Origin of the sequence: Neptuniibacter sp. QD48_55, from assembly GCF_047778115.1 — a bacterium.
Classification (GTDB): Bacteria; Pseudomonadota; Gammaproteobacteria; order Pseudomonadales; family Balneatricaceae; genus Neptuniibacter.
This window is the reverse complement of the sequence record NZ_CP180555.1, coordinates 2,823,079-2,839,824: the sequence shown is the minus strand read 5'-3', so window position 1 is coordinate 2,839,824 and position 16,746 is coordinate 2,823,079. Positions and strand designations below refer to the sequence as shown.

Here is a 16,746-nt window from a genome sequence, read left to right as displayed (position 1 = left end):
GGAAAGAAAAATGAGTGCTTCAATCGGTTTGTTTTATGGCTCCACTACGGGAAATACTGAAAGCGTAGCAGAGCTAATTACTGAACATCTTGGTCAAGATAAAGTCCATAGTATCGATATTGCTGCTGACGGTATTGAGAGCGTGTCTGAATACGAACATCTTATCCTTGGAATCTCTACTTGGGACTTTGGTGAGCTGCAGGAGGATTGGGCTGACCTATGGGAGCAGTTGGATGCCGTAGCGGTTGCAGGTAAGAGCTGTGCGCTGTTTGGCCTAGGTGATCAAATCGGCTATAGCGAGTGGTTTTTAGATGCGATGGGGCTTTTGCACGAAAGGTTGCAGAGTAAAGGTGCTGAGATGGTTGGGTATTGGCCCGTAGAGGGCTATAACTTTGAAGCCTCTAAAGCTTTAACTCCAGATCATCAGAAGTTTGTCGGCCTTGCGATCGATGAAGATTGTCAGCGTTCAGAAACTGAAGAGCGTGTTGCCACTTGGTGCCAGCAAATCAGCAAAGAGTTTGAACTGTAGTCTTATCGTTGTTATCAAATCTGTGTTAACTATTCAGCCTAAACAAGTAGTGTTGTGCGCTGATTTTCGGTAAAATACTGCCCTTTTTTAAACTGCCGGCTATAGATTCTATACCATGGAAATTAACCCGATTCTTAACAACCTCAAAGATATTACAGTGCGTACTGAAGCGCTTCGTGGCTTTCTTGATTACGAAGGCAAAAAAGAGCGCCTGGAAGAGGTCACTCGTGAACTGGAAGACCCTGCAGTTTGGGATAATCCAGAAAATGCGCAGCAATTGGGTAAAGAGCGTTCTACGCTTGAAGCCGTGGTAAACACAATCGATGAACTGACAGCGGGTGTTGATGATACACGTGATCTGTTAGATATGGCTGTTGAAGAAGATGATGAAGATACAGTCGCAGAAGTCGAAAGTGATGTGAATAACATGCTGGATAAACTGCAGACGCTTGAATTCCGTCGTATGTTCTCTGGTGAAGCCGATCCAAACAATGCCTTCCTTGATATTCAAGCAGGTTCTGGCGGCACTGAGGCTCAAGATTGGGCTGAAATGATGCTGCGTATGTACCTGCGTTGGGGTGAAGATAAAGGCTTCAAAACCGAACTATTGGAATGTTCTGCCGGCGATGTTGCAGGTATCAAGTCTGCGACGATTAGTTTCCAAGGCGAATACGCTTTTGGTTGGTTGCGCACCGAAACTGGTGTTCACCGTCTAGTACGTAAATCACCATTTGATTCCGGTGGACGTCGTCATACATCTTTCTCTTCCGTATTTGTATCTCCAGAAATTGATGACAACGTTGAAATTGAGATCAACCCTGCAGATCTGCGTATCGATGTATACCGTGCATCGGGTGCTGGTGGTCAGCACGTCAACCGTACGGAATCTGCGGTACGTATTACGCACGAACCTTCCGGCATTGTAGTCCAAAGCCAGGCGCAGCGTTCTCAGCATCAGAACAAAGATACCTGTATGAAACAGCTTCGCGCTAAGCTATATGAAGTTGAGATGCTTAAGCGTACAGAAGCGGCGCAGGAGCAAGAAGATAATAAAGCGGATATTGGCTGGGGCAGCCAGATTCGTTCTTATGTGTTGGATGATCAGCGCATTAAGGATCTGCGTACAAACGTTCAGAGCTCGAACTGTGACAAAGTACTGGACGGCGATCTGGATCTATTTATCGAAGCTAGCCTTAAAGCTGGCCTGTAAAGAATTTATTAACTTAAAGGTTTACCACACCGATGTCTGATAACACTCAGAAGCAAGATGAAAACCGCCTGATTGCGGAGCGCCGTGAAAAGCTAAACGCGCTACGTGATGAAGGTAATGCATTCCCAAATAACTTCCGTCGCGATAGCTATGCTGAAGACCTTCAGGCTCAGTACGGCGATAAATCGAAGGAAGAGTTGGCTGAAGCAGGCATCAAGGTGAGCATTGCGGGTCGTGTAATGCTAAACCGTGGTGCTTTTGGTGTTATTCAGGATATGACAGGTCGTATCCAGTTTTACGTAAACAAAGAAGCGCGTAAGTTTGCTAAAAGCTTGGACCTTGGTGATATCGTAGGTATCACAGGTGAGCTGCATAAGTCTGGTAAAGGCGATCTATATGTAGATATGGGCGAATACCAGTTGCTAACGAAAAACTTGCGTCCACTGCCTGATAAGCACAAAGGTCTTCAGGACACTGAGATCCGTTACCGTCAGCGTTATGTTGATCTGATCACTAACGAAGACTCTCGTAAGGTATTTGAGACACGTTCAAAGATTGTTTCTGGCATCCGTAACTACCTGACTGAGCGTCGCTTTATCGAAGCAGAAACGCCTATGTTGCAGGTGATTCCAGGTGGTGCGACAGCCCGTCCATTTATCACGCACCACAACGCGTTAGATCGCGATATGTATCTGCGTATTGCGCCTGAGCTATATCTGAAGCGTTTGGTTGTCGGCGGTTTTGAGCGTGTATTCGAGATCAACCGTAACTTCCGTAACGAAGGTCTTTCTACACGTCATAACCCAGAATTCACAATGATCGAATTCTATCAGGCGTATGCGGATTACAACGATCTGATGGATCTAACAGAAGATATGCTGCGTACTGTTGCGCAGGATGTTTTGGGCACAACAACAATCATCAATACAGTACGTAACGATGAAGGTGAAGTGTTGGAAACATTTGAATACGATTTGGAAAAACCATTCCGTCGTATCAGCGTTTTTGATTCTATTCTTCACTACAACGATGATATCACTGCCGAAGCATTAGCAGATGAAACTGCTGCACGTCAGATTGCACAGCGCATGGACATCGATGTTAAAGATAGCTGGGGCCTAGGTAAGGTTCAGATTGAGATCTTCGAAAAGACTGTAGAGCACCGTTTGGATCAGCCTACATTCATCACTGAATACCCAGCAGAAGTGTCTCCGCTTGCACGTCGTAACGATGCAAACCCTTTCATTACTGATCGTTTCGAGTTCTTCGTAGGCGGTCGTGAGCTTGCTAATGGCTTCTCGGAGTTGAATGATTCTGAAGACCAAGCTGAACGTTTCCGTGCGCAAGTAGCGGAAAAAGATGCGGGTGATGATGAAGCGATGCACTACGATGGTGACTACATCAACGCGTTGGAGTACGGCCTACCACCAACGGCTGGTGAAGGTATTGGTATCGACCGTTTGGTGATGCTGTTTACTGACTCTCCATCTATCCGTGACGTGATCCTATTCCCTGCGATGCGTCCGCGCGGTTAAGATCAGAACTGTTTTCATACTTAAAGCCCTCGTTTGAGGGCTTTTTTGTATATAGCTAAACCTATGGTTGTTCTATATCGTTAGGTAAAAAAGGAAGAGATGCTGTGGCGATGAACTGGTTATTCCCAACAGAAAAACGCTCTATACCGGCTAAGCGCTGGTTGGGTATAAGTTTGCGAACGATTCATCTCGTTGGAATTGCGGGTTTGGCTGGTGCCTATCTTTTTCAGCAGCCAGAGAGTAGTTGGTATCCTTATCTGCTTATGACCCTTGTTAGTGGTTTTCTGATGGCCGCTATGGAAGCGTATGGAGATGGTATTTGGTTGATACAGCTCAGAGGCACTGCTATCGGCATTAAGCTACTGCTTTTATCCACCGTATTTTGGTGGTTTGAGCAGCCAAATGCTTATATCTATTTTCTAGCAATTATTATCTCTGGCATCGTCTCTCACGCCCCTGGAAAGTTACGATACTATTCCATCTGGCATCGTAGGGTCATTACAGAGCCTGTTGAGTTAAGTTCTAACGAAGTTAAAAATTGTGGTGGTTGATACTAATATGGCACTTGAAAACGCTCCAAGCTGGCAAGCTGTTTTGGCTGAACAATTTCAGCAGCCTTATATGCTGGCTCTTAAAGAGTTCCTTAAAGAGCAAAAAACTCAGCGTAAAATTATCTACCCCCATTCAGATAATTGGTTTCATGCTTTAGAAACGACGCCTTTGGATGATGTTAAGGTCGTGATTTTGGGTCAGGACCCTTACCATCAACCAGGTCAAGCTCATGGGCTTTGCTTTTCTGTGATGCCGGGGGTCAAAGTGCCGCCCTCTCTTGTGAATATCTATAAAGAGCTAGAGAGTGATTTAGGGCTTCCTCGAGCGGATCATGGTCATTTGGAATCATGGGCTCAGCAAGGGGTTTTGCTACTCAATAGCGTACTAACAGTGGAGGAGAGCAGTGCGGGTGCTCATCAAGGTAAAGGCTGGGAAACATTTACCGATCAAATTATCCAAGCAGTAAATCAACATTGCGATAATGTCGTATTTCTTCTTTGGGGTAGTTACGCACAGAAAAAGGGAGCCTGTATTGATCAAGAAAGGCACCTTGTCTTAAAAGCACCTCACCCTTCACCTCTGTCTGCTCATCGCGGTTTCTTGGGCTGTCAGCATTTCAGTCAAGCCAATCAGTATCTGCAGCAGCAGGGTAAAGTGCCTATCAATTGGCAGCTTCCGTCTCTCTAGATTTTAACGATAGCGGTAATTCAGACTGCGTAACCGGGCTGGAGGTAAAGTAGCAATGCTGACCTCGCCCGCGCTTTTTACTTTCATACATTGCTATATCGGCGCAGTGCAATAATCCCTCGAAGTCTATAGCGTCTTTTGGAGCAAAAGCAGTACCTGCGCTACAGCGTATATGCAGTGCTGCTGGGGTTTCGAGGATCGGATGATTCAGACGTTCATGGATGCGTTCCATAATCTGATCCAACGCTTCCTGTGCTTCAAACATGCTGTCTGCTTGAATCAGTAAAATAAACTCGTCACCGGCAAGGCGAGCCAATATATCATCTTCACGAAGGATTTGATTAATGGCTGTTGTGAAGTTGGTGAGAACTTTGTCGCCAACGTTATGACCGTACTCGTCATTAATAGGTTTGAAGAAATCTAGATCGATAAAAGTAAGGGATAAAACGCTCTGTTTTCTTTGGGCTCGACTGATCGCTTGTTTGGTAATGGCTTCAAGCATTTTGCGATTGGGCAGGCCGGTTAACTGATCTGTATGGGCGAGCTCTTTTAGACGTCGATTTTGCTCGGATATCTGTGTGTTAGCTAAAGCTAACTTTTGTGTATAGCGAGTTCTGCTATCGGTAAAGCGGCGAACCGAATACCCGGATATTAACGTCATGGCGACGATGGCTAGAAGCAGTAAAGCGAGGAGAGAGTTTTGAGCGGTGTCTTCATAACTAATACGCATTTTGAGGGAGCTTTCTAAGGCATTTGCCTTCTGAATGATCTCCATAAAAATCTTGTCTTGGTGTTGTTCTCTCTCTGTTCCTGCAGCCGATTCCTCTAGGTCTACATGCCTTTGGTCGATCGATTTGCGGAGCTGCTGTAGCTTGTAAACAAGCCGATTGGCTTGCAGCCTCAGCTCTTTGTATTCTAAAGGTTGGTAGATATTCTGTTTAAGGGTGCCGCCATCCAAAATGGCATTGGCGTACCAAGTTGCCTGATCTAAGTGTGTATAGACGGTGTCGATGGATACAGAAGGGTCACCTGCGGAGATTTCTTCAAACCAAAGATGGGCTTGAGCTACCTCAAGTTTGATCTCCATAGAGGCATCGAGCCATGGGATGAATTTTTGCAGGGTGCTTTGTGCACTAAGGTGAATATAAAGGAGAAGCAGTAAGCACAGAGTGGCTGTTGCACCAGTAAGCAATAAAGGTACTCTCGGACTGGTTGGTGCCGAAGTTGTCATCCTTGAGCCTCTCCCTAGGCCTTTTACGAAAGTTGTATGGGAGTGTCGCGTTTATTGCTTTCTGGGTCAACAGTTGTCTTCTATTTGTTCAGCTTATTTTGGCTCAAATAGTTTTGGGTCCAGCTCGTAAGGCAGTGTGGATAACTCCAGAGCTGCATCTCCAATTTTAAGATCGCCTTTCTCGGCAAGTGTTTTTACCAGTACAGCCAATACGCGGTAACGGTTTTCGCCACAAGGTGCAGCTATTACTACTTGGCCTGCTTTGGGTTTGTCTGGGCTACTTACTTCTTGGCCTGGCTTTGGTTGCTGATTAGCTGTGATTTCAGCAATGTACATCGGCTTTTTCAGCTGTCCGCGATGTTGTAGACGGGTAATGATCTCTTGTCCTGTATAGCAGCCCTTACGGAAGCTAACGCCGCCCAATGCTTGGAAGTTAGTCATTTGAGGAATGAAGGCTTCCTGAGTTTCTGCGCGAAGGTCAGGGATTGCTGCGTCTATTTCGCTTAGTACCCAATCATCGGTTGAGCCAATGCCTACTTCGTCTTGAAGGTTTTGGATTAGCTCTACAAGAGCGCTATTTTCCATCCAAATTTCGTAGCGGTTGCCAGGCACGCGAACAACAACGCCGTTACTTAGGCTAATAATGCCGTCGTCTTCAGTTGGTGATTGTTCGAATAGCTGTTCTATAAGTGCTTGTGCACCAGGGCCAGTTAGACCAATACCACTTATTTTTCCGCTGACATCTTCCGCTTCCGCTTTGGAAAAGATCATGTACTTTTTCAGGTTGTTGGTAGCGCTGTCAAAAATATCATGGCTCATACGCAACCAAACGTGATCTTCGCCTCGTTTAAGCATACGGAATAAGCTAAGCATATGGCCTTTAATATTACAGTGAGCGCCTAGAGCACTGCCGCGTGCGAAGACTTCTGAGACATCACAGGTCAATTGGCCTTGAAGGAATTTTTCAGTATCCGGACCTGCTATAGATAGAACGCGTTGATGTAGCAGTGGGATAATTTGGGTCGTTTTGGCGGTTGTACTGAGTACAGCTGTGTTGTCAGTATTGAGTTGAATATTTTTATCTTTTAATAATTCAATCAGATTGCTCATCGTACATTAATACCTAGACTGTGACTCTACACTCCTAGTGTATGCTAAATACAAACTGAGGACAGCAGACAAAGTTTATGGTTATTCAGAATGAGATAAATCTTTCTGGCTAACCTTTCAGTGCACCTTGTGAAAGTTGAATTTAGGAAGCAAGGTGCACAAATACAACAGAGGATGTTTAAGCGTCGACTTTCTTCGCTATCATTTTTCCAAGCTCAACTGGGCTCTCTGCGGCTAGCTCCTCTGCCCAAGAGATCTGCTCTTTGCTAAACAGCAATACAACAGTTGAGCCAAGCTTAAAGCGCCCCATCTCTTCGCCTTTCTCTAAAGTAATAGGCTCAGGAGAGGTTGGGCTGAAACTTGTGTGAACAGGGCGTTTTAGCGCAGGTGCTTCTTGTCCTGACCAAACAGTTTCAATGCCAGCCACAATCATTGCGCCGACTAACACCATCGCCATAGGGCCGTATTCTGTGTCGAAGTAAGCAACTAGGCGTTCGTTACGGGCAAACAATTGATCAACGCCTTCCGCTGTTGTCTGGTTTACAGAAAAAAGATCGCCAGGAACATAGGTAGTATGGGTTAGCGTGCCTTTTACGGGCATGTGAACGCGGTGGTAATCTCTTGGAGAGAGATAAATGGTCGCAAACTCACCATCAATAAAATCTTTTGCTCTTTCTTGATCGCCACCTAATAGCGTTGCTAAACCATAGCCACGGCCTTTTGCTTGAAAGATACGACCATGTTCAATCTTGCCTAGCTGGCTAATTTCGCCATCTGCTGGGCTAGCGATATGAGTTGCATCCATATCGATGGTACGTGCACCGTCTTTTAATTCACGGGTGAAAAAAGCATTGAAACTAGGGTAATTGGTTGGAATCTCTTCACGAGCTTCCGTCATATTGATCTGATACTTCTTGGCGAACCATTTAATAAATGTGTTTTTCACCCAAGGAGTTTGGCAGTCTGCAATCTTGCCTACCAAGCGTGATAACAAATGCTGAGGCACGACATGTTGAAATAAAATAAACAGACGGTCAGTAAAGCTTTTCATTATTTCTCCACAGGAGTGTTTGGAAGGTTGCCCCATTCGAACCATGAGCCGTCGTAGCAGCGAATGTTTTCAAATCCGAGGTGTTTAGCAACCCAGTAGGTTAAACCTGAGCGGCGGTGAGTTTGGCAGTGGGTAATGATAGTGTTGTCGGGATTAATCCCTGCTTCTGCCAGTAAGGATAACAATTCATCTTTAGGTTTTAGGCGAAGATCAGAATCGCTTATCAAGCAGTCAGTCCATTCGAAATGTTTAGCACCTGGAATATGGCCGCCTTTTTGAGCATTGATGACCTTTTCACCGCTGTATTCTGCTGCACTACGTGCATCCCAGATGGTGCAGTTAGCGTCATCTAGGTGCGAAAGAATAAAATCCGCATCAGCAAGCAGAGAGCCATCATAGTTGATTTCGTGATTACTTGGTGACGGTTGGTTCTTTTGCTGTTCAATTGCCAAGCCTGCTTGTTTCCAAGCGTCGAATTGGCCGTTTAATACAGAACAGTTCTGGTGGCCTAATATGTTTAGCGTCCACATGAAGCGGCCAGCCCAAGGGCCTTTTTGATCATCATACGCAACAACCCATGTATCAGGTGTGATACCCAATTCATTATAAAGAGCAGCGAGTTTTTCTTTGGTCGGAACAGTATTTGGAACTGGTTTTTTACCATTTAACAGGCGGCTTGAAGCTAAGTGAATGGCACCTGGAATATGGCCAGCTAGATAGTTTTCTTCGCTGGAAAGATCAATTACCAGTACCTGAGGGTCGTCGAGATGCTGGTGTAAAGTTTGCGCCTCAACGCTTAAAGGTAAATTCATTCAGTCACTCCAAAAGAAAGGGCTGGTCAAAGATAATATTGGGATTGTTGCCACTTATTCAAGCGTGCTGATATACCGGTCTTATTTAAGCATCTTTTTTAGGCTTAAAGTGGCAGCTGAACAGAGGTAGCGGAATCGCTCATGGTGGAAATCACTAATTTCAGGGCCGTGACTACCGTAATCGGCATGAATAATCGCAATTGGCTTCTTGCCAAAGAAAAGAGACATTAACAGGAATCCATTTGGGTTGCCCCAGCTTCGATAGACTTCTGGCAACATCGGATTCATTTTGTCGATGTTTTCAGGCTTCACCCAAATACACCCAGGTTTTTCTTTCAGCTTTTTAAATAGGCTTGGGATCTCTAAATCGTATTGGAACGTCGACATTGGATGCTTATCTTCGAACCCAACGGCAAAAGCTGTTTTCATGCTGTTTGTCTTTGGATTGACGAGGAACATACATACTCGCTCAAAGCCTAAGCCACGGTTAGTACCTTGAATTAACCCCTGAAGGATGTGTTTCGGCTGAGTATATAGATCGTAACCCTTTAGGAACCTTTCAGCGATTTGATCGTAGATGTTTTGATCCTGGAAATCTGGTTTGGCGGGCAAACTGATCTCGGTTTCAACGATCTCTTCAGGATCAGGCGCTGGTTGTGGAACTTCGATTTGAGGTTTGGTTACTTCTGGTAGGCTTGCTGAGAGTATTTGGCTCTCTTTGTCGGATAGGCGGTAATTAATTTGTTTATCCGAAGGAAGCATGATCATCTCAGCTGCAGGAGCTAAGGTGCCAGCTACATGGTACATAGAGGATGCGCGAGCACAGTTCTTATGCAGCATGTTAATAGTATCAGCGATCTCGCCTTTGAGATAATCGTTAATGATATCGATTATCTTCATGGTTTTAGTCTGTTGCCAGCCCAGATTGGCGGTTAACGCGATCCAGTTTGCGAGTTTAACTGGGAAAAACTTTTCTTGAACCAGGTGATTGATTTCACGAAGATCCTCGTCTGTCAGGCGAGGGTCACCAAGCGCTCGTTGATGGAGTTGCGCTAAGGTCTTTTTGTTGGGTGAAGTTTCATGTTCCAAACTGATCGATGCTAATTCTGAAATGCCCCAGTGTTCGATTAAGCCACGAGATATTTCTTGTATTGTGCAGCCTAGAACATCTGTTTCTGCGAGAACAACATCGGTACGCTCTTCTCTGAGTTTGACTTGGATCTCACTCATATGCAGAGCCGCGTGCTGCCAAAGCATCCAGTGTCCGACGCCGTAAAACAGTGCAGCAAGATGAGTTTCTTCAACAAAAGGTGCGCGACGCACTTCTAGCCAATTTGAGGCTTGTGTTGCTGCATGATGGCTTACGGCGATGTAACGAAAGTACATCTTCTGCGCAACACTCGATGGGTTTAGTTTGAGGGATTTTGTGCTTTTTAAAACCGCATCAATATTATCGAGGCCAAGTGAGTTTATGGCATGGTCAATACTGGTTACTTTGGAATCAACTTTGTTATGTAGCTCGGATGCCTTTCTCACCATATGCAGACACAAAACCGGATCTGATTTAATGATCCGGTTAAGAGTTTGAAGGGTAACGTTGGGGTCTCGTAACTGTTTTTGCAGACGACGAAGAACACTGTTTCTGACAGGCAATGGGCGATCCTTCAGGTACTCAACCCAACTCTCCACTCCGTATGGGGACTCTGACATCTGTTCTCCGCCTGATTCCAATATTGAAACTATGGACCAAATTTAACTATTTTGCTCTTCAATAGAACTAAGAATATGTTTGTAGCTCTTCCAACGGTATTCGCTGATAGTACCATCTTCAACAGCCGACTTTAGTGCACAGCCAGGTTCTTTTTCATGTTTACAATCGCGAAAACGGCACGACCCAGCTAAAGGCTGTAACTCTTTGAAACCATTGATAACATCATCAGGCTCAATATGCCACAAACCAAACTCCCTAATCCCAGGAGAATCGATTAAGTCACCGCCATCTGGGAAGTGGAATAATCGTGCTGTTGTAGTAGTGTGTCGGCCTTTTTTTGTTTGAGTTGAGAGTGAGCCTACTTTTAAATCTACACCAGGCAGCAACACATTGATTAAAGAGGATTTCCCGACACCGGATTGACCAACAAACACGCTGATACGATTGTCGAGATAGCTCTTTAGATCAGCTAAGCCTTCTTCACTAGAACTCGATGCAAGCAGAACGGTATAACCTATATCTCTATAACGTTGTAGCATCGCGTCAATCTCTTCACGATTGCCATCATTTAATAGGTCGGTTTTGTTTAATAAAATTACTGGTTCTATACCGCTTAATTCTGCTGCCACTAGGTAGCGATCAATAAGATTGGCATAAGGTGTAGGTTCAACCGCAACGGTGATAACAATAAAATCGATATTTGCGGCTACAGGCTTCATATCGCCGTAAGGGTTGGGGCGCAATAGTTCACTTTTACGCTCGAGCTTTGCTACGACTACGCCGGTATCTTTGCCTTCACGCCAGATAACCCTATCGCCGGTGACCAACTGACCTAAATTAGTACGCATATGACAACGAATAATCTCACCTTGGTTATCACCTTCGGTCGCTTCTACATCAACCGTGCGCCCAAAATGAGAGATAATTAAACCGTGTTGCTCTGGGCCGAGGTCGCTGCTATCCAATTGCTGTTCAATCGCGGCATCTTTTTTCGACGCGCGAGCGGCGCGTTCGTCTTGGATCTTCTGGATGCGCCAGCTTTGACGGCGAGTTAATTTACGTTTTGCCATAATGAGTCAGCAGCGCTTTAAAGCGCGAGTGCTAATAGTCTCCGTTAATATCGAAGCAAGATGTTAGAAGGTAGGGTATTCTAAGGGAAAGTCAAAGAACCTGCGAATTAAGTCCGCTATTCAGTGACATAGGTAGGTGAAAACGTCATTTTTGGAGGTAATAAGGTGGTAAGTAAGGAAAATCTGATCTGGATTGATCTAGAGATGACTGGTTTGGAGCCCAAAACGGATGTCATTATCGAGATCGCAACCATCGTCACTGATTCTGATCTGAACATCTTAGCGGAAGGCCCAACGCTAGCAATTCATCAAACTGATGAAATCTTGGACGGTATGGATGAGTGGTGTACCAATCAGCATGGGAAGTCAGGCCTTACCCAGCGCGTTAAAGATAGTCAGGTAACTGAAGCACAGGCGGAAGCGCAGACAATTGAATTTTTAAAGCAGTATCTGGAAGCAGGGGCTTCGCCAATGTGCGGAAATAGCATTGGTCAGGATCGACGTTTCCTGAATAAATATATGCCTGAGCTAGAGGCATTCTTCCATTACCGAAATCTTGATGTGAGCTCTTTAAAAGAGCTGGCGAAACGTTGGAAGCCAGAAGTCGCTAAAGGCGTTGTGAAAAAAGGATCCCATCTGGCGCTAGACGATATCAAAGACTCAATTGAAGAGCTTAAGTACTACCGCGAGCACTTTATTAAGCTGGATTAAAACCGAATTTTTTTACGGCGAGGGTGGGTCTGAATAGGAAGAGTCTGCGCAGCAGTTCTACTTTCTAGTTGCTTTAGGGCCCACTCAACGTGCTCGCGAACGATATCAGATTCGTGGGTACGTCTACTTTCTAAAGCTTCAATTACTGCATTGCTACCGTTGCTGTTTCCCAATGCCACAGCAATGTTTCTCAGCCAGCCAATATGCCCTGTTCTTCTGATTGCCGAGCCTTCGGTTTTTTTTAAAAACTCTTCTTCGGACCAAGTAAACAGAGTTACTAACTCGATATCATCTAATTTTTGTCGTGGATGAAAGTCACTTTCTTGAGTGAAATCTGAGAAACGATTCCAAGGACAAATTAACTGACAATCATCGCAACCAAAGATCCTGTTGCCCATCAGAGGACGTAACTCTTCAGGAATTGAATCACTCAGCTCAATGGTGAGATAGGAGATGCAACGGCGTGCGTCCAAAACATGCGGTTGCGGAAAGGCCTTGGTTGGACACACATCCAAGCAAGCTCTGCATTTACCACAATGATCTTCTGTAACGGGCTCGTCTATTGGTAATGGTAGGTTGATTAAGAGCTCGCCAAGAAAGAATAGGGAGCCAGCTTCACGGTTGAGAATTAGGGTATGTTTGCCTCGCCAACCAATACCGGCTTTTTCCGCTAATGGTCTTTCCAAAATAGGAGCGCTATCCACGAACGCTCGGTAGACCGATTCGCCAATCTCCTGCTCAATTCTTTTGCCGAGCTGGGTCAAACGTTTCCTAATCAGTTTGTGATAATCTCGACCTAAGGTGTAGCGCGATACATAGGCTTTATCGTTATCGTCGAGGATCTTTGTGATCTTGGTGTCGGGTGGCAGATAATCCATGCGAACGCAGATGATACGTTGCGCTTCGGGTACTAAACTATTAGCAGAGAAACGTTTATCTAAATGGTTCTCTAGATACGCCATCTCTCCATGGAAGCCGTTGCTAAGCCATTGTTCGTAATGCGCTTGTTCTTGGCTTAAATCGCAGTCGGTAATTCCACATTGCTGAAAGCCAAGTTCCTTTGCCCACATTTTGATCTTTTGGGCTAACGCTTTCAGGGATTCAGTTGGCATATCTGTCATGGTGTCTGCTTGCCTTAATAGGCACAGGTTCCTCTATAATGGCAGAAATTCAAAGGAGTTCGCAGAGCAGATGTCCATCAACAGAGCTGTCTTACCTGCACCATTATACACTGCCGAACAAACTCGAGTGTTGGATAATACCGCAATTACTCAGTTTGGTATTCCGGGTATTCGATTAATGCAGCGAGCAGGTCATGCGGTGTTTGCTGAAATACTTGATCGTTTTCCGCATGTAGAGTCGTTAAGCATTGTTTGTGGCGCAGGTAACAATGGTGGCGATGGCTTTGTGGTAGCGGCTCTCGCTATCAATAAAGGCTTGCGGGTGCAGTTAGTCTGCGTAGGCAAAGCCGATTTCTCCTCGCAGCTTCGTGGTGAAGCACTACAGGCTTGGGAACAGTTGCAGCCGATAATTGGAAACATAGATGTGGCATCTGCAGGTTCCGAGCTATGGGGCGATCTTATTGTAGATGCGCTGTTGGGTACGGGGCTGACGGGTGAAGTCAGGGAGCCCTTTGCAGGGGTGATCAGGCAGATTAATCGCAGTCATAAACCAATATTCGCAGTTGATATTCCCTCAGGTATTTGCGCTGATACCGGTGCTGTTTTAGGTGTGGCTGTACGAGCAGATATCACATTAAGCTTTATTGGTCTTAAACGTGGTTTGTTTACTTCGGAAGGTGTGAATTATCGTGGTCAGATTCTATTTGATGACTTAAAAGTGCCCGATGAAGTTTATGACCTGGTTACAGTAGATGTTTTTCGAACTACGGAGAGTGATTTAGAAGAGTTGCTGCCAGCAAGGGAACGCAATTCTCATAAAGGTAAGTTTGGTCATCTGCTAGTAATTGGCGGTAATTCCGGTATGGGGGGAGCGGCCCTTTTAGCTTCTCAGGCGGCGATGCGAAGTGGATCTGGTTTAGTCTCTTTGGCGACCCGTTCAGAGCATGTTACGGCTTCATTAACACGCTGTCCTGAAGTTATGGTGCACCCTGTTGATTCAACGGGGCACTTATTACCCTTATTGGATCGTGCGGATGTGATTGTCATAGGGCCGGGTCTTGGGCAAAATGCGTGGTCCGATCAGATGTTGCGTGCTGCGCTTGCAACCGAGAAACCGTTGGTTTTGGATGCTGATGCGCTGAATTTAATTGTTGAAAAGTCTTTGTTTGCCTCTCTGAATCGGAAAAATTGGATCTGTACCCCTCATCCGGGAGAAGCATCCAGAATCATGGATAAGTCTGTAACTGAGTTAGAAACTGATCGTTTCGCATCGGTTGAGCGTTTGCAGCAAATTTGTGGTGGTTGCGCTGTTTTAAAAGGTGCGGGTTCGTTGGTCAGTGCTGGTGAAGTAGTTTATCTTTGTGACGCCGGTAATCCGGGTATGGCGGTTGCTGGGATGGGAGATGTTTTGTCGGGTATTTGTGGCGCGCTCCTAGCTCAAGGCTTATCACCTGAGAATGCCGCTCGTTTGGCGGTGTTTGTTCATGCTAAAGCCGCTGACTTCGTTGTGAAGCAACAAGGTGAAATAGGTTTAATCGCATCAGATCTGTTTGATGCAATTCCAAGAGTAATAAATAGTAAGTATGAGTAATCAGTATCAAGTAAAACTATCCGATGAACAGGCGATGATCGCATTCGGCCATAAAATTGCGAATGCAGCAGCGGGTAGAGGTGTTATTTTCCTTTTAGGTGACTTAGGTATGGGTAAAACAACCCTAAGTCGCGGTATTCTTCGTGGTTGTGGTCATCAAGGTTCGGTTAAGAGTCCTACCTATACGCTGGTGGAGCCTTATGAAGTAGGTGAACAGCAGATTTATCACTTTGATTTGTATCGGTTGTCGGACCCTGAGGAATTGGAATTTCTTGGTATTCGTGATTATTTTGAAGATAAGGCATTATGTTTAGTTGAATGGCCAGAAAGAGGGCAAGGTATTCTGCCAGAGGCTGATTTGTTGTTGCAGATTGAGCTTGATGGTCGCGGGCGACAATTAACTTGGACACCACAGTCTGAATTAGGCCAGCAGATGGCCGATAAGTTATTGCAAGCGACTGAATAGAAGTAAGAAGGGGTTAAGCTTAAGCACTATGCGAATGAGCGGTTTCCGGCATGTTTTTGCTGGATTATTAGGTTGTTTGATTTTTATCTGTAGCGCGATTACTCATGCTGCGGATGTTAAAAATGTGCGTATCTGGTTAGCGCCGGATCATGCTCGTCTCGTATTTGATATGAGCGGTCCTGCATCTCACAAAGTATTTACGCTCGATAAGCCTGACCGAATTGTGCTTGATATTGAAAAGGCGTCGTTAAAAGCTGGGCTGGATAAGCTTGGTTTAGATAAAAGCCCGGTTAAAAAGATTCGTTCTGGTAAAAACGGTCAAACCCTCCGGCTAGTCTTGGATCTTAAAAGGGCAGTGCGTCCCAAGAGCTTTGAATTAAAGCCCAATCAAAAATACGGTCACCGGCTCGTATTAGACCTTTACGAAAAGTCTTCGCTCAAAACAGTTAAGAAAACGGCCAAACCTAAAGCGGTTGCTGGGCGTGATATTGTGATCGCTATCGACGCAGGTCATGGTGGTGATGACCCAGGGGCCATTGGGCCTGGTGGAGTTCGAGAGAAAGATGTTGTGCTTGCGATCGCTAAAGAACTAAAACGACGTTTAGACGCTACTCCTGGTTACAAAGGCAAGCTAACACGTACGAGTGATTACTATGTAAGTTTACGCGGTCGAACGAAAGCTGCCCGTAAGCATAATGCCGATCTTTTTGTCTCTATACATGCGGATGCCTTCAAAGATGCACGTGCCCGAGGCGCATCAGTCTGGGTTCTATCGTCCCGTGGGGCAAGTAGTGAAATGGGTCGTTGGTTGGCGCGTAAAGAAAATAGTACCGACCTCATTGGTGGTGTAGGTAGCGTTAGCTTAGATGATAAAGATAATGTGTTGGCGAGCGTATTGTTGGATATGTCGATGACCGCTAGTCGTGAGGACAGTCGTTCTATCGCTAAACAGATTCATGGCAATATAAAACGCTTCGCCAAAATGCATAAACCCCATGTAGAGCAGGCGGGGTTTGTTGTCTTGAAATCGCCTGATATCCCATCGATTCTGGTTGAAACAGGCTTTATCTCGAATCCTGGTGAAGCTGCTAAGTTAAAGACCAAAAGCTATCAGAAGAAGATGGCAGGTGCTGTCTTTAAAGGGATTACTCAACACTTTGAGCGTAAGCCGCCTGCGCTAACGTACATCGCGCAGCGTAGAGAAAAAGATAATCGTACATACAAAGTGGTTCGTGGTGATACGCTATCGGTGATTGCTTCTCGCAACGGTGTATCTCTATCTTCATTGCGCAAAGAGAACAACTTGAAAAATGATCGAATTAAAATCGGTCAGGTCTTACGTATTCCAACCAGCTAGCC

Annotated in this window: 16 protein-coding genes; 9 read left to right on the top strand and 7 right to left on the bottom strand. The window is 45.4% G+C overall.

The features are described from left to right. Positions 1-10: 10 nt before the first annotated feature. The 5 genes from fldB to ung all read left to right on the top strand — a co-directional run bounded on the left by fldB (position 11) and on the right by ung (position 4,513). Positions 11-529: a flavodoxin FldB gene (gene fldB / locus ACMXYW_RS13220; RefSeq protein ID WP_415904341.1), complete on the top strand. Its 519-nt coding sequence runs from the start codon at positions 11-13 to the stop codon at positions 527-529. 115 nt (positions 530-644) lie between these two features. Beyond that, complete coding sequence (gene prfB / locus ACMXYW_RS13215) at positions 645-1,739, top strand: peptide chain release factor 2 (protein WP_415899076.1); 1,095 nt, start codon at positions 645-647, stop codon at positions 1,737-1,739. 32 nt (positions 1,740-1,771) lie between these two features. Next, positions 1,772-3,274: a lysine--tRNA ligase gene (gene lysS, locus ACMXYW_RS13210; RefSeq protein ID WP_415896881.1), complete on the top strand. Its 1,503-nt coding sequence runs from the start codon at positions 1,772-1,774 to the stop codon at positions 3,272-3,274. A gap of 110 nt (positions 3,275-3,384) precedes the next feature. After that, positions 3,385-3,825 carry a hypothetical protein gene (locus ACMXYW_RS13205; RefSeq protein WP_415901128.1) on the top strand — a complete coding sequence of 147 codons (441 nt, stop codon included), beginning with the start codon at positions 3,385-3,387 and terminating at the stop codon, positions 3,823-3,825. Positions 3,826-3,832: 7 nt separating this feature from the next. Then, entirely contained in the window at positions 3,833-4,513 is a 681-nt protein-coding gene (ung, locus tag ACMXYW_RS13200) for a uracil-DNA glycosylase (protein ID WP_415899075.1), read from the top strand. On the opposite strand, the gene ACMXYW_RS13195 is transcribed toward ung, so the two are convergent. The 6 genes from ACMXYW_RS13195 to rsgA all read right to left on the bottom strand — a co-directional run bounded on the left by ACMXYW_RS13195 (position 4,488) and on the right by rsgA (position 11,498). Then, positions 4,488-5,744 (bottom strand): GGDEF domain-containing protein, encoded by a 1,257-nt coding sequence (locus tag ACMXYW_RS13195; RefSeq protein WP_415899074.1) that lies wholly within the window; start codon positions 5,742-5,744, stop codon positions 4,488-4,490. The genes ung and ACMXYW_RS13195 overlap by 26 nt on opposite strands. A 93-nt stretch (positions 5,745-5,837) precedes the next feature. After that, entirely contained in the window at positions 5,838-6,854 is a 1,017-nt protein-coding gene (locus tag ACMXYW_RS13190) for a YgfZ/GcvT domain-containing protein (RefSeq protein ID WP_415904340.1), read from the bottom strand. A gap of 178 nt (positions 6,855-7,032) precedes the next feature. Then, the gene (gene asd, locus ACMXYW_RS13185; protein ID WP_415904339.1) at positions 7,033-7,905 is read right to left on the bottom strand and encodes an archaetidylserine decarboxylase; all 873 of its coding nucleotides are present in this window, start codon (positions 7,903-7,905) and stop codon (positions 7,033-7,035) included. Then, positions 7,905-8,717, bottom strand: a complete 813-nt coding sequence (locus tag ACMXYW_RS13180; protein ID WP_415904338.1) for a sulfurtransferase — start codon at positions 8,715-8,717, stop codon at positions 7,905-7,907. The genes asd and ACMXYW_RS13180 overlap by 1 nt, the downstream gene beginning before the upstream one ends. Before the next feature lie 81 nt (positions 8,718-8,798). Further along, on the bottom strand, positions 8,799-10,427 hold the full coding sequence (locus ACMXYW_RS13175; RefSeq protein ID WP_415904337.1) for an HDOD domain-containing protein: 1,629 nt from the start codon (positions 10,425-10,427) through the stop codon (positions 8,799-8,801). Between the two features lie 42 nt (positions 10,428-10,469). After that, a complete protein-coding gene (gene rsgA / locus ACMXYW_RS13170) occupies positions 10,470-11,498 on the bottom strand; it encodes a small ribosomal subunit biogenesis GTPase RsgA (RefSeq protein ID WP_415899069.1) in 1,029 nt (342 codons plus the stop codon). Between the two features lie 204 nt (positions 11,499-11,702). On the opposite strand from rsgA, the gene orn reads away from it, so the two are divergent. Further along, positions 11,703-12,209 carry an oligoribonuclease gene (gene orn / locus ACMXYW_RS13165; RefSeq protein WP_415894498.1) on the top strand — a complete coding sequence of 169 codons (507 nt, stop codon included), beginning with the start codon at positions 11,703-11,705 and terminating at the stop codon, positions 12,207-12,209. Here orn and queG read toward each other — a convergent pair. Further along, positions 12,206-13,330, bottom strand: a complete 1,125-nt coding sequence (queG, locus tag ACMXYW_RS13160) for a tRNA epoxyqueuosine(34) reductase QueG (RefSeq protein WP_415904336.1) — start codon at positions 13,328-13,330, stop codon at positions 12,206-12,208. The genes orn and queG overlap by 4 nt on opposite strands. A 70-nt stretch (positions 13,331-13,400) precedes the next feature. Between queG and ACMXYW_RS13155 the strand changes: the two genes are divergently transcribed. Genes ACMXYW_RS13155 through ACMXYW_RS13145 form a run of 3 tightly spaced genes read left to right on the top strand, consistent with a single transcriptional unit; the run spans position 13,401 to position 16,744 of the window. Beyond that, positions 13,401-14,921: an NAD(P)H-hydrate dehydratase gene (locus tag ACMXYW_RS13155; protein WP_415904335.1), complete on the top strand. Its 1,521-nt coding sequence runs from the start codon at positions 13,401-13,403 to the stop codon at positions 14,919-14,921. Then, positions 14,914-15,387 carry a tRNA (adenosine(37)-N6)-threonylcarbamoyltransferase complex ATPase subunit type 1 TsaE gene (tsaE, locus tag ACMXYW_RS13150; protein WP_415904334.1) on the top strand — a complete coding sequence of 158 codons (474 nt, stop codon included), beginning with the start codon at positions 14,914-14,916 and terminating at the stop codon, positions 15,385-15,387. The genes ACMXYW_RS13155 and tsaE overlap by 8 nt, the downstream gene beginning before the upstream one ends. A 34-nt stretch (positions 15,388-15,421) precedes the next feature. Beyond that, complete coding sequence (locus tag ACMXYW_RS13145) at positions 15,422-16,744, top strand: N-acetylmuramoyl-L-alanine amidase (RefSeq protein WP_415889115.1); 1,323 nt, start codon at positions 15,422-15,424, stop codon at positions 16,742-16,744. Positions 16,745-16,746 lie beyond the last annotated feature (2 nt).